General features: G+C 65.5%; 8 protein-coding genes and 1 riboswitch. Of the genes, 3 read left to right on the top strand and 5 right to left on the bottom strand.

Going from position 1 to position 13,028, the window contains the following annotated elements:
* The first annotated feature begins 111 nt into the window (after nucleotides 1-111).
* Nucleotides 112-624, top strand: coding sequence for a GtrA family protein (locus tag AB0L63_RS12435; protein WP_364498655.1), 513 nt, complete (start codon nucleotides 112-114; stop codon nucleotides 622-624).
* 135 nt (nucleotides 625-759) lie between these two features.
* Here the strand turns inward: AB0L63_RS12435 and coaD are convergent, their stop codons facing one another.
* The 3 genes from coaD to AB0L63_RS12420 are packed head-to-tail and all read right to left on the bottom strand — an operon-like array spanning nucleotide 760 to nucleotide 5,270.
* On the bottom strand, nucleotides 760-1,254 hold the full coding sequence (gene coaD / locus AB0L63_RS12430; RefSeq protein ID WP_364498652.1) for a pantetheine-phosphate adenylyltransferase: 495 nt from the start codon (nucleotides 1,252-1,254) through the stop codon (nucleotides 760-762).
* Nucleotides 1,255-1,308: 54 nt separating this feature from the next.
* The gene (gene rsmD, locus AB0L63_RS12425; RefSeq protein ID WP_364498649.1) at nucleotides 1,309-1,869 is read right to left on the bottom strand and encodes a 16S rRNA (guanine(966)-N(2))-methyltransferase RsmD; all 561 of its coding nucleotides are present in this window, start codon (nucleotides 1,867-1,869) and stop codon (nucleotides 1,309-1,311) included.
* The gene (locus AB0L63_RS12420; RefSeq protein ID WP_364498647.1) at nucleotides 1,866-5,270 is read right to left on the bottom strand and encodes a pyruvate carboxylase; all 3,405 of its coding nucleotides are present in this window, start codon (nucleotides 5,268-5,270) and stop codon (nucleotides 1,866-1,868) included. The genes rsmD and AB0L63_RS12420 overlap by 4 nt, the downstream gene beginning before the upstream one ends.
* A gap of 626 nt (nucleotides 5,271-5,896) precedes the next feature.
* Nucleotides 5,897-6,107, top strand: a riboswitch (cobalamin riboswitch).
* A 147-nt stretch (nucleotides 6,108-6,254) separates the two neighbouring features.
* On the opposite strand from AB0L63_RS12420, the gene metE reads away from it, so the two are divergent.
* On the top strand, nucleotides 6,255-8,519 hold the full coding sequence (gene metE / locus AB0L63_RS12415; RefSeq protein WP_364498644.1) for a 5-methyltetrahydropteroyltriglutamate--homocysteine S-methyltransferase: 2,265 nt from the start codon (nucleotides 6,255-6,257) through the stop codon (nucleotides 8,517-8,519).
* 246 nt (nucleotides 8,520-8,765) lie between these two features.
* Here the strand turns inward: metE and AB0L63_RS12410 are convergent, their stop codons facing one another.
* The gene (locus AB0L63_RS12410) at nucleotides 8,766-9,008 is read right to left on the bottom strand and encodes a limonene-1,2-epoxide hydrolase family protein (protein WP_364498641.1); all 243 of its coding nucleotides are present in this window, start codon (nucleotides 9,006-9,008) and stop codon (nucleotides 8,766-8,768) included.
* A 252-nt stretch (nucleotides 9,009-9,260) separates the two neighbouring features.
* Here AB0L63_RS12410 and AB0L63_RS12405 point away from each other — a divergent pair, with 252 nt between their 5' ends.
* Nucleotides 9,261-10,682 (top strand): short-chain fatty acyl-CoA regulator family protein, encoded by a 1,422-nt coding sequence (locus tag AB0L63_RS12405; RefSeq protein WP_364498638.1) that lies wholly within the window; start codon nucleotides 9,261-9,263, stop codon nucleotides 10,680-10,682.
* Between the two features lie 61 nt (nucleotides 10,683-10,743).
* On the opposite strand, the gene recG is transcribed toward AB0L63_RS12405, so the two are convergent.
* Nucleotides 10,744-13,026 (bottom strand): ATP-dependent DNA helicase RecG, encoded by a 2,283-nt coding sequence (recG, locus tag AB0L63_RS12400; protein ID WP_364498635.1) that lies wholly within the window; start codon nucleotides 13,024-13,026, stop codon nucleotides 10,744-10,746.
* Nucleotides 13,027-13,028: the final 2 nt, after the last annotated feature.

Genomic DNA, 13,028 nt, shown 5'->3' with positions numbered 1-13,028 from the left:
TCAGTACATGCTGAACACGCGATAGGCAAGGAACATTCTAGAGTCTGCGGGAAGGATGCGATCACCATCGCGGTTGTCCGTACCGAAGGCTCGTGTGGGATCGGAAAGACAATGACCGTACTGGAACTACCGCGGACGACGGTTCTGCCGAGCAGCCTGTACATACCGTGGGCTGGCCCATACCCCGTGCCGCGCACGGCGACGGCCGCTCGGTCCGGGCAGTTGATGCAGTACCTGCGTGGCGATCGGGCACTGGCGCAGCTGATCCGCTTCGCCCTGGTCGGTGGTTCCAGCAACGTTGCCTATGTGCTGCTGTTCTTCGCGATGCACGGCGTCGGCCCCTTGGTCGCCAATATCGCGGGCTCGGTCGTGAGCACCGTGATCGCCAATGAAATGCACCGGCAGCTCACCTTCCACGCGGCGGGCCGGGTCGGCTGGTTCACCGCGCAGTGGGAGGGCGGCGGACTCGCGCTGGTCGGACTCGGCATCACCACCGCCGCACTGGTCGCGCTCGAGATGTGGACGCCCGGTATGGGCGGGACTTACCAGGCCGCGGCCGTTCTGGCCATCACCGCCGCGGTCGGAGGTATGCGCTTCCTCGCCCTGCGCGGCTTGGTCTTCTGATTCGCGTTCATCGATACTTGGTAGGCGACAACTGATTTCGTAAGTACATCAGCACCTCACCGGGTACGCCCAAAAGTCATTACGCACACGACGCAGGACCTCAGCGGAACCTCCGCTGCACCCAACCGGTATGGCCTAAATACGCGGAGAGGCGGATGAGCCGAGGCGATCGAGGAGGCGTTTGCGGACCGCGGGCGGGAGCATGTCGGTGACATCGCCGCCGTAGGCCGCGACCTCCTTGACCAGTGAGCTGGACAGGAAGCTGAAGGTCGGGTTGGTGGCGATGAAGAAGGTGTCGACGCCGGTGAGCTTCTTGTTCATCTGCGCCATCTGCAGTTCATAGCCGAAATCGATGGCATCACGCAGTCCCTTGACGATCGCGCCGATCCCCTCCTGTTTGGCGAAATCCACCAGCAGCCCCTGCCAGGACTCCACCCGGACATTGGGCAGGTGCGCGGTGGCCTCGCGCAGCATCTCGATGCGCTCCTCCACACTGAACATGCCCTGCTTCTTGGGATTGATCATGACGGTCACCACGACCTCGTCGAACTGGGCCGCGGCCCGCTCGAAAACGTCGATATGTCCATTGGTCACCGGGTCGAACGAGCCCGGGCACAACGCTCCTGCCATGCACAGACGGTATCAGGAGGCCCGATCGCGACCTCGAATGCCGCGATGGCGACGTTACTCCGGGGCGAATTCGGCTAGTTCGATACGGGTTTCGCCGTATTTGCGCGCCTTCGCGGGGATATAGCCTGCGGGCCAGACGATCTCGGGGGAGCGGATGGAACGCTCCACCACGACGAGGGCGTCCGGTGCCAGCCAGTCGTGTCCGACGAGGGCGCGCAAGTCGTCGGTGACCGTCGCGGTGTCGACCTCGTAGGGCGGATCGGAGAAGACGATGTCGTATTTGCCCGCACCGCCGCCCGCCAGGACAGTGGCGACGGATCCGATGCGGAGTTCGGCGCCGGGCAGTCCGAGATCGGTGATATTGCCGCGCACGATGGCTGCGGCCTTGCGGTCGGATTCGATCAGCAAGGCGTGGGCGGCGCCGCGAGAGAGGGCCTCCAGGCCCAATGCGCCGGATCCGGCGTAGAGGTCGAGTACGCGGACGCCGTCGAAATCGATGCGGGCGTCGAGGGCGCTGAACAGCGCCTCGCGCACTCGATCGGACGTGGGCCGGGTACCTGCGAGCGGGACGCGTAACCGCCGCCCACCCGCGGCACCCGCGACAATCCGGGTCATTCGGCCGTGGACTCGCGCACCGTGAGTTCGACCAGCAGGTCGCCGCCTTCGACCTGCTGCACCTTGCCGATCGCGACTCGACCGACGATGCCGGCGCGCGGCGCGGTGATGGCGGCCTCCATCTTCATCGCTTCGATGGTGCCGACGATATCGCCCGCCGCGATCGAATCACCTTCGGACACAGCAAGTGTCACCACACCGGCGAACGGCGCCGCGATATGACCGGGGTTATTCTTATCGGCCTTCTCCGCAGCCGGGATATCGCTGGCGATGGAGCGGTCGCGCACGGCGACCGGGCGCAGTTGGCCGTTCATGATGCACATGACCGTGCGCATACCGCGCGCATCGGGTTCGGAGATGGCCTCCAGTCCGATGAGCAGAGTGACGCCCTTCTCCAGTTGCACACGGTGTTCCTCGCCACGGCGCAGTCCGTAGAAGAACTGGTTGGCCGAAAGGCCCATGGTGTCACCGTACTTTTCCCGGTGTGCGAGGAATTCCGCGGTGGGACCGGGGAAGAGCAGGCGGTTGAGCGTGGCGCGGCGTTGCTCGGACGAACCCGCGAGTCCGGCTTCGTCCGCCGGGGTCAGCGGTGTCTCCGGTTTGGCCGGACCGCGCCCGGCCAGAGCCCGACTGCGGAACGGCTCGGGCCAGCCGCCCGCCGGATTGCCGAGTTCGCCACGCAGGAAACCGATGACCGAGTCCGGAATGTCGTAGCGGCCCGGATCGGCAGCGAAGCTTTCGATCTCGACCCCGGTGCCGACCAGGGCGAGCGCGAGGTCGCCGACCACCTTCGAGGAGGGGGTGACCTTGACCAACCGGCCCAGCAGTCGGTCCGCCGCAGCGTACTTCGCCTCGACCTCTTCGAATCGGTCGCCGAGACCGAGCGCGATGGCCTGCTGACGCAGATTCGACAGCTGACCGCCTGGGATTTCGTGGGTGTACACCCGGCCGGTGGGCGCGGGCAGCCCGGATTCGAAGGGCGCGTATACCTTTCGCAGCGCCTCCCAATACGGCTCGAGATCACAGACCTTCTGCAGGTTGATACCGGTGTCGTATTCGCTGTGCGCGGCGGCCGCGACGATCGCGGAAAGTGCTGGCTGACTGGTGGTTCCGGCCATGGCGGCGCTCGCACCGTCGACCGCGTCGGCACCGGCCTGCCACGCGGCGAGGTAGGTGGCCAGCTGACCACCCGGGGTGTCGTGGGTGTGCACATGCACCGGGAGGTCGAAGTTGCTGCGCAGCGCGGAGACCAGGGTCGCGGCGGCCGGAGCGCGGAGCAGGCCGGCCATATCCTTGATAGCCAGCACATGCGCACCCGCGTCGACGATCTGCTCAGCGAGCTTGAGGTAGTAGTCGAGGGTGTAGAGGTTTTCGTCCGGGTTGGACAGGTCGCCGGTGTAGCTCATCGCGACTTCCGCAATGGCCGTACCGGTTTCGCGCACCGCATCGATGGCCGGACGCATTTGGTCGACATTGTTGAGCGCGTCGAAGATGCGGAAGATATCGATGCCGGTGGCGGTGGCCTCGGCGACGAACGCGCGCGTCACCTGCTCCGGATACGGCGTGTAGCCGACGGTGTTACGGCCGCGCAGCAGCATCTGCAGACAGATATTCGGCACGGCCTCACGCAATGCCGCCAGCCGCTCCCACGGATCCTCGAACAGGAAACGCAGTGCCACATCGTAAGTCGCGCCGCCCCAGGCCTCGATGGACAGTAGCTCCGGTGTCAGGCGCGCGACATGTCCGGCGACGCCGAGCAGACCATTGGTGCGCACGCGGGTGGCCAGCAGTGATTGGTGCGCGTCGCGGAAGGTGGTGTCGGTGATGCCGACAGCCTTCTGCTCGCGCAGCGCCTGCGCGAAACCTTCGGGGCCGAGACGCAGCAGCCGCTGACGGGAACCGTCCGGCGGCGGCACGCTCAGATCGATGGCGGGCAGTTTGTCGTGCGGATACACCGTGGTCGGGCGCTCGCCGTGCGGCTTGTTCACGGTGATATCGGCAAGGTAGTTCAGGATCTTCGTGCCGCGATCGGCCGAACCGCGCAGGGTCAGCAGCTCCGGGCGCTCATCGATGAACGACGTGGTGACCCGGCCCGCCTTGAAGTCGGGATCGTCGAGCACCGCGAGCAAGAACGGGATATTGGTGGTGACGCCGCGGATGCGGAATTCCGCGAGCGCGCGACTGGCCCTGGCCACCGCGGCGGGCAGATCGCGGCCGCGGCAGGTGAGCTTGACCAGCATCGAGTCGAAGTAGGCGCCGATCTCCGCGCCCAGGTTCGCACCGCCGTCGAGACGGATGCCCGCGCCGCCGGGGGTGCGGTAGGCGGTGATGCGGCCAGTGTCGGGGCGGAAGCCGTTGGCCGGATCCTCGGTGGTTATCCGGCATTGCAGGGCCGCGCCGCGAATGGCGACCTTGTCCTGGCTCAGGCCGAGCTGTTCGAGGGTCTCCCCCGCCGCGATGCGCAGCTGGGACTGCACCAGATCGACATCGGTGATCTCCTCGGTCACGGTGTGCTCCACCTGGATGCGCGGATTCATCTCGATGAACACGTGGTTGCCGCGCTCGTCGAGCAGGAACTCCACGGTGCCCGCGCAGCTGTAGCCGATCTGACGGGCGAAGGCCACGGCATCGTTGCAGATACGCATCCGCAGTGCGGGATCCAGATTCGGGGCGGGCGCGAGCTCGATCACCTTCTGGTGGCGGCGTTGCACCGAACAGTCGCGCTCGAACAGGTGCATGACATTGCCGTGCTGATCGGCCAGGATCTGCACCTCGATGTGGCGCGGGTTCACCACGGCCTGTTCCAGGAAGACGGTCGGATCACCGAAGGCCGACTCCGCCTCGCGAGACGCCGCCTCGATCGATTCGCGCAGCTGCGCCGGATCGGCGACCCGGCGCATGCCGCGCCCGCCACCGCCCGCGACGGCCTTCACGAAGATCGGATAGTCCAGGTCCGCGGCGGCGGCCAGCAGTTCGTCCACATCGGCGGAGGGGGCGCTGGACTTCAGCACCGGCAGACCCGCCGCCCTGGCCGCTTCGATCGCGCGGGCCTTGTTACCAGCCAGTTCGAGCACTTCGGCCGACGGACCGATGAAGGTGATGCCCTCGCGCGCGCAGGCGGCCGCGAGGTCCGGGTTCTCGGACAGGAAGCCGTAACCGGGGTAGATGGCATCGGCACCCGCGGACTTGGCCGCCGCGATGATCGCCTCGATCGACAGGTACGCCCGGACCGGGTGCCCCTGCTCGCCGATTTGATAGGACTCCGCGGCCTTCAACCGGTGGACCGAGTTGCGGTCCTCGTATGGAAAGACTGCGACGGTCCCGATGCCGAGTTCGTAGGCCGCGCGGAAGGCGCGGATGGCGATCTCGCCGCGGTTCGCAACCAAGACTTTCGAGAACATTGAACTAAGGTACCCGGCCCGGAATGGTGCCCTGACAGGGAAGTCCCATTAGCAGAAATCTTCACAACGAGTCCTAGCAGAGTTGCGAAGTTGTGCAGTGTTCGATTTGCCGCGCCTGCGGCGCGGCGTGTTCGCGGCCCCCTGGTGTCTCGCGACTGACCCTTTCGAGCGACCTGCAAACGGTCACTAGCGGCGCCGTCGAGACTCACGACTTCGTCGCATGCGCTTCGACGACTCGGCTGCGTTCGATGGCCGCGCCTGCGGCGCGGACGCGAGACGGGCCGCGAACGGGTCGCTCGTAAGACTCGCTCCGTTGGGGACGCCTGAGCAGGTCGTTCGCGACCCGCTGCACACCTGCCAGACGGTCGAGACTCGCATGTGAGACCGGCCGCGAACCTCGCTCATGAGACTCGCTCCGCGGTGGTCGACTCAGGGGGACCGTTCGGCGTCGGGTATGTGCTCAGACCGGCCGCGAACTCCTCGCGCGTAAGACTAGAGAGCCGTGGTAGGTCGCCAGTGCCGACTGACTTGGCCCGAAAATCGGGTGGCGCGACCGACTATGCTGGACAACGCAGCTGGTTCGCCGTGCGCAGACGAGATGGAGCCCCGACGTCGCGTTACGGAGTCGAGTTCGCGGATCGGTCGATCCGATACGCGGACAAGAGGGAACCCGGTGAGAATCCGGGACTGTCCCGCAGCGGTATGCAGGAACGACCGCCGTCATCAGCACTGGGTATCCACCCGGGAAGCGACGGCCAGTAGGTGAGCCCCGTCCGGGGTCGGCCAGAAGGCCCGTGCCTGCAAGTCCGAAGACCTGCCAGCCGTGTCGGATACGCCGTATCCGGCGGCCACCGCCTCGTGGATTGGGCGCGCGGACCTCTGTGCGATTGTCGGGCTCCGTCGTTCGGTCGGTGCGCCGGCACATCACTCGGTCTCCGCTAGCTCGTAGGGCGATGGTCTTCGATCTCAGCACTGGAGAAATTCGTGACTGTTACGCATAACCCGTTCACCGCGACGGTTCTCGGTCTCCCGCGGGTGGGGCCGCATCGTGAACTCAAGCGCGCCACCGAATCCTACTGGGCCGGACGCATCGACGCGACGCAACTGCACGCGATCGCCGCCGGCCTACGGCGCCATCAGCTGACCGAATTACAAAGCGCCGGAATGGATTCCATCCCTATCGGCACCTTCTCCTACTACGACCAGATGCTCGATACCGCCGTGCTGCTCGGCGCGCTGCCGCCTCGGGTGGCCGGCATCACCGATCCGCTGGATCGCTATTTCGCGGCCGCACGCGGCACCGCTACGGTCGAACCGCTGGAGATGACCAAGTGGTTCGATACCAATTACCACTATCTCGTACCGGAAATCGGTCCGGAGACGGTGTTCTCGCTGCATCCGTCGAAGGTGTTGGATGAGCTGCGCGAGGCGCTCGCACTCGGGGTGCCCGCGCGGCCGGTGGTGGTCGGGCCCATCACCTTCCTGAAGCTGGCGAAGGCGCGCGGCGGCGCGGCGCTGGATCGCCTCGACGAGTTGGTGCCGCTCTATCGGGAGCTGTTGCGACTGCTGGCCGTGGCGGGCGCGGAGTGGGTGCAACTCGACGAGCCGATTCTGGTCACCGATCTGACCGTTGACGAGGTCGAACTGGTACGGCGCACCTACGCCGAACTATCGGCAGCGAAGGATCGACCCGCGCTGCTGGTAGCCACTTACTTCGGCAGGCCAGGTGCGGCGTCGAGCGCACTGGCCGAGACCGAAATCGAAGGCATCGCACTGGATTTCACCGTTGCCGCCGATCTGTCCGAAGTGGCAGGTGCGACCGCGCTGGCGAACAAGCTGCTGGTGGCTGGTGTGGTCGACGGCCGAAATGTCTGGCGGGCCGACCTGGACAGGGCTTTGGCGACGCTCGGCACGCTGCTGGGGTGCGCGAAATCCGTTGCGGTGTCCAGTTCCTGCTCGCTACTGCATGTGCCCTATACCTTGGCCGACGAAACCGGCCTCGACGAGCGGCTGCGCTCGTGGTTGGCGTTCGGTGCGGAGAAGGTTGCCGAGGTGCGGTTGCTCGCGACCGGCCTGAGTGCGGGGCCCGAGGCGATCGCCGCTGAATTAGCCACAGTCCGTGCGGCTCTGGCCACCAGGCGCGCTGATCCTCGGCTGGATAATTCGCAGGTGCGGGCGCGGCTGGCCACGCTCGGTCCCGATGCCACGCGACGGGCTCCCGCACAGCAGCGGCGGATATTGCAGGCCGAGCAGCTGCGGCTGCCCTCGTTGCCGACGACGACGATCGGTTCGTATCCACAGACCTCGACGATCCGGCTGGCACGTGCGGCACTGCGCAACGGTGAGATCGATCAGACCGAGTATGTGCGGCGGATGCGGTCCGAAATCGCGGATGTCATTGCGCTACAGGAGAAACTGGGCCTGGACGTGCTCGTGCACGGTGAGCCGGAGCGCAATGACATGGTGCAGTACTTCGCCGAACAACTCGACGGATTCGCCACCACCGAAGCGGGCTGGGTGCAGTCCTATGGCACCCGCTGCGTGCGGCCACCGATTCTGTTCGGCGATGTCGCGCGGCCCGAGCCGATGACCGTGGATTGGATCGGCTACGCGCAATCGTTGACCGATAAGCCGGTCAAAGGCATGTTGACCGGCCCGGTGACGATTCTGGCCTGGTCGTTCGTGCGCGATGACCAACCGTTGGCGGATTCGGCACGTCAAGTGGCGCTGGCCATCCGGGACGAGACGGTCGATCTGCAGGCCGCGGGCATTCGGATCATCCAGGTCGACGAGCCCGCGCTGCGGGAATTGCTGCCGCTACGCGCGGTCGATCAGGACGCGTATCTGGAGTGGTCGGTCGGTGCATTCCGGTTGGCTACCTCCGGGATCTCGGATGCCACCCAGATCCACACTCACCTCTGCTATTCGGAATTCGGTGAGGTCATCGATGCGATCGCCGGCTTGGATGCGGATGTGACCTCGATCGAGGCGGCGCGCTCGCATATGGAAGTGCTCGACGATTTGAATGCCGCAGGCTTCGATCTCGGCGTCGGACCGGGCGTTTACGACATCCACTCACCCCGGGTGCCGAGCGTTGCGGAAATCACGGCTTCACTCCGCGCCGCACTGAAGGCCGTTCCCGCCGAACGGCTTTGGGTCAATCCGGACTGCGGGCTGAAGACGCGTGGACCAGTCGAAGTGGAAGCGTCGTTACGCAATCTCGTCGCGGCCGCGGCCGCAATGCGTTAACCGGATCCGCCAAGACCGCGCATCCCGATAGCGCGGTGTGATCACCGCGCTATCGGGATGCATATCAATGAGAATCGGCCCCCGGAAAGGGCCGGAGCCGACGACGCGGCGTATACCGCTCACAACTCTCGCCATGGCGCACCATCGGCCGCATGCGCGACCGCGCGCCCAGCGGCTGCCGCCAGGCCGTATGACATCCCGAGCAACGATCCATGCGTAACCCCTCCTCATACGTCGCCATCAGAATCACCTCGATGCCCTATTCGACGCATGGGCAACCGATTCGGTTCCGCTGATCCGCGAGCCGATTATTCGGCCACGGGTTCGGGTTCCGAAGGCACGGTTGATGGCGGCCATATCGAAGTAGTCGCGCCAAGCGGTGATGACGCCGTCAGCGACTTCGAAAACACCCATGGCGGGCAGTGGCGTGCCTTTGCCGAGGCCGCAGAGGGTATCGCTCACGATCATCGCGCTGACCTCGACGGTCACTTCGACCGGATCAGCGGAGACCTCAGCAATTCTAGTCGCCCAAATGTTCTGTGCGCGGAAAGTCCGCGGCGGCGGCGCGGGCGCGTACGATGTGGATTTTCATCCATGCCCCGGTTCCAGACGGGCCCGCTGTCCTACTTCGCACGCTACGCAGGATTGATCTTCGGCAAAATCCCTTGCAACAGCAGATTTCTGCGGGCGAGAATCCTGTAATCTGCGATGATTGCGAATTGCGAGGGCTACCATCTTGCGGTGCGCAAGATGTACGCAGGCGCCCGACTGAGACGGTTGCGCGAAGAACGGCGGATGACCCAGGCGGCACTGGCGAAATCCCTGGATCTATCGCCCAGCTATCTCAATCAGCTCGAGCGCGACCAGCGACCGCTCACCATTCCGGTGCTGCTGAAGCTCAACTCCACCTTCGACCTCGACGTGCAATTCTTCGCCGCCGACTCCGATGCCCGGTTGGTCTCGGATCTGCACGAGGTACTCGTCGATGCGGCGGGTGGTGACAGTGCGCCACTGACAGAGGTGGAGGAGCTGGCGACGCGACTGCCGGAGGTGTCCCGAATCGTTGTCGCGATGCATCGGCGACTACGCGCCGCGACCGATCAACTCGATCTGCTCTCCGCCCGGGTGGCCGCGCCGACCGGCGCCCCGGGTGTGCCCATGCCGTACGAGGATGTGCGGGACTTCTTCTACGACCACCACAATCACATTGCCCAACTCGATCATGCGGCCGAACAGCTCTTCGAGGAGTGTGGTCTGAGCATCGGATCACTCGATCGACAACTCGCCAGAGTGGCCGAGGAGCGCGCCGGGGTCACCGTACTGGTGCGCGGGGACGGCGCGGATCCGTCCATCCCGAAACGGCATTACGATCCGGACAGCCGCACGCTTACGCTGGCCCGGCGGCTGCGTCCTGGGCAACGCGCGTTTCAAATCGCAGCGACCCTCGGTTTTCTGCTGTACGGCAAGGATTTGGATGCTGTCCTGGCCGAAACACCGTCGCTCACCGGCGAGTCCAGGACATTGGCGCGCATCGGGTTGGCCAATTACTTCGCGGGCGCACTGGTACTGCCGTACGGCCGCTTTCTGCGGTCGGCCGAGGAACTGCGCTACGACATCGATCTGCTCAGTCTGCGTTTCGAGGTCGGCTTCGAGACCATCTGCCACAGATTGAGCACCCTGCAGCGGCAGGGGCAGCGCGGGGTTCCGTTCTTCCTCGTCCGAACCGACCGCGCGGGCAATATCTCGAAACGCCAGTCCGCCACGGCATTCCATTTCTCCCGGGTCGGCGGCAGCTGCCCGCTGTGGGTGGTGCACGAGGCCTTCGCCAATCCAGGTCGCATTCTGACCCAGATGGCGGCGATGCCCGACGGCCGCCGCTACCTCTGGATTGCCCGCACCGCACTGGCGGGACCACACGGATTCGGCACGGCGACAAAGAATTTCGCGATCGGACTGGGTTGCGATATCGAATATGCCGACCGGCTGGCGTATTCGAACGGTCTCCAGCTGGACAGCCCGGTCGCGGCGGTGCCGATCGGCGCCGGCTGCAAGGTCTGCGAACGACCCTCCTGTCCGCAGCGCGCCTTCCCCCAGATCGGCAGCCCACTCGCGGTCACCGAGCACACCAGCACGGATCTGCCCTACCCCCGAGCCCTGCGCTAGGTACGCCCAACCGATCACTGCAAACGTCTTGACGGCCTCTCCACCAGCGCATTCTCGACGATCACGACTTCGCTAGGTACTCGAGTCGTTCGGCGTCGACGGCGGCGTGCATCATGGTGGCGAGACCTGGGTGGTGGTGCAGGCCCGGATCGGATTCGACTACTTGGCGGGCGAGCTCTTGCGCGGCGGTAATGACTTCGAGATCGTCGAGTAGGGAGAGCAGGCGCAGCGAGCGAGCGGTGCCGGATTGGGCAGCGCCGAGGACGTCGCCTTCGCGGCGTTGGCGCAGGTCGAGGACGGCGAGTTCGAAGCCGTCGGTGGTGGCGGCGACGGCATCGAGGCGGGCCATGGCAGTGCCGGTGGGACCCGCGTCGGTAATGAGCAAGCACAGGCCCGGATGTTTGCCGCGGCCGATGCGACCGCGCAGCTGATGCAACTGGCTGACACCGAAGCGGTCCGCGTCCACGATGACCATGACGGTCGCATTCGGGACATCGACGCCGACCTCGACGACCGTGGTGCAGACGAGCACGTCGATGTCGCCATCGTTGAATGCACGCATGACCTGGTCTTTTTCGTCGGTCGGGAGCCTGCCGTGCAGCAGCCCGACCCGGAGGCTCGCGAGCGGACCGGTGCGCAGCATGTCGAAAACCTCGAGGGCGGCAGCCGTGGTCGGGCCCTCTTTCTCCTCCGGTCCTTTCGACTTGCCGGACTTCTTGCCGTTGCGGCCCTTGCCGTTCTCCTCGTCGTCACCGATGCGCGAACACACCACATAGGCCTGTCGCCCGGCGCCGACCTCCTCCACGATGCGCTCCCAGGCACGGTCGACCCAGTTCGGATGACGCTTGCGCGGCACCACCTTCGACACGATCGGCGAGCGGCCGCGGGGCAGCTGGGTGAGGGTGGAGGTCTCCAGATCGCCGAGCGTGGTCATGGCGATGGTCCGCGGGATCGGGGTCGCGGTCATGACGAGCAGATGCGGGCTGGCACCGGATTTCGCCTTGGCGCGCAACGCATCCCGTTGTTCGACACCGAACCGATGCTGTTCGTCGACGATCACCATGCCGAGATCGAAGAACTCCACCGCGTCCTGGATGAGCGCGTGCGTGCCGATCACGATGCCCGCCGCACCGGTGACCGCATCCAGTAGCGCGGCCTTCTTCGCCGACGCCGACATCGAGCCGGTGACCAGTACCACCTTGGTCGCGTTGTCGGCGGCACCGAGTTCACCGGCGGCGCCGAGATCGCCCAGCATCGTGCGCAGTGACCGATAATGTTGGGCGGCAAGAACTTCCGTCGGTGCAAGCAATGCGCACTGCTGACCAGCGTCGACCACCTGCAGCATGGCGTGCAGCGCGACGATGGTCTTGCCCGAACCCACCTCACCCTGCAGCAGCCGGTGCATCGGATGGGGGCGCGCGAGATCGTCGGAGATCTCCGCGATCACCGTCTGCTGCCCCTCGGTCAGTTCGAAGGGCAGTCGGGTGTCGAAAGCCGCCGCGATACCGTCGGATCGCGATGGACACGGCCGGGCCGCCCGGGCCTCCGCATCGTGTCGCCGCTCGGCGAGCACCAGTTGCAGCGCCAGTGCTTCATCGAAACGCAAACGCTCCCTGGCCTGTTCGATATCGGAGTTGCGTTCGGGCAGGTGGATCAGGCGCAGTGCGTCGGAGATCTTCAGCAGCCCGCGGTCCTCGCGCAGATCACCGGGCAGCGGATCATCGATCGGTTCGAGTTGATCGAGTACCTGACGGACGCAGGCGAGCAGATCCCAGCTCTGCACCTTCGCAGTCGCGGGGTAGACCGGGATGTATCCCCGTTCGAAGAACGAGACATCCAGTCCCCCTTTACCTTTCGCACTCTGCGCCAATCCGCGCAGTGCACCGCCGCCGCGCACCGAGGTGAGGTTCTCGATCGAATCCTCTTCCTTCTCGGGCAGGATCAGATAATCCGGATGCGAAAGGTTCCAGCGATCCGGTCGCCACCAGTGTACGGTGCCCGACATCATGGCCCGAACCCCTTCGCGGACAAGGTAACTCACCTTGTCGCCATTGAAGAAGGTGATATCGATCGGGGCGACCGAACCGGTGTCGAGGGCGACCTTGAGCAGTCGGCCCCTGCGGTTCTTCATCGGGCGTAGTTCGGTTTTCGTCACCCGGCCGATGACGGTGATGTGCGCGCCCTCCTCCGGTTGCTCCTGGGTGAGCGGCTGGCCCTGGGTGGCGTAGCGCAATGGGTAGTGCCGCAACAGATCCTCGACGGTGTGCATGTCGAAGGCATCGGCCAGCGGCTCGGCCGCCTTTACGCCGAGCAGGTGGTCCAGCCGATCGCTGAGTGTCGCCATAT

Source organism: Nocardia sp. NPDC051990, assembly GCF_040680755.1.
GTDB lineage: Bacteria > Actinomycetota > Actinomycetes > Mycobacteriales > Mycobacteriaceae > Nocardia.
The sequence above is the reverse complement of the archived record's forward strand: the minus strand, read 5'-3'. Positions and strand labels throughout refer to the sequence as shown.

Coding starts and splice junctions, on each gene's coding strand:
- coaD (WP_364498652.1), bottom strand. CDS start 1,254: ATGGCAGGAGCGTTGTGCCCGGGCTCGTTCGACCCGGTGACCAATGGA.
- AB0L63_RS12435 (WP_364498655.1), top strand. CDS start 112: ATGACCGTACTGGAACTACCGCGGACGACGGTTCTGCCGAGCAGCCTG.
- recG (WP_364498635.1), bottom strand. CDS start 13,026: ATGGCGACACTCAGCGATCGGCTGGACCACCTGCTCGGCGTAAAGGCG.
- rsmD (WP_364498649.1), bottom strand. CDS start 1,869: ATGACCCGGATTGTCGCGGGTGCCGCGGGTGGGCGGCGGTTACGCGTC.
- AB0L63_RS12420 (WP_364498647.1), bottom strand. CDS start 5,270: ATGTTCTCGAAAGTCTTGGTTGCGAACCGCGGCGAGATCGCCATCCGC.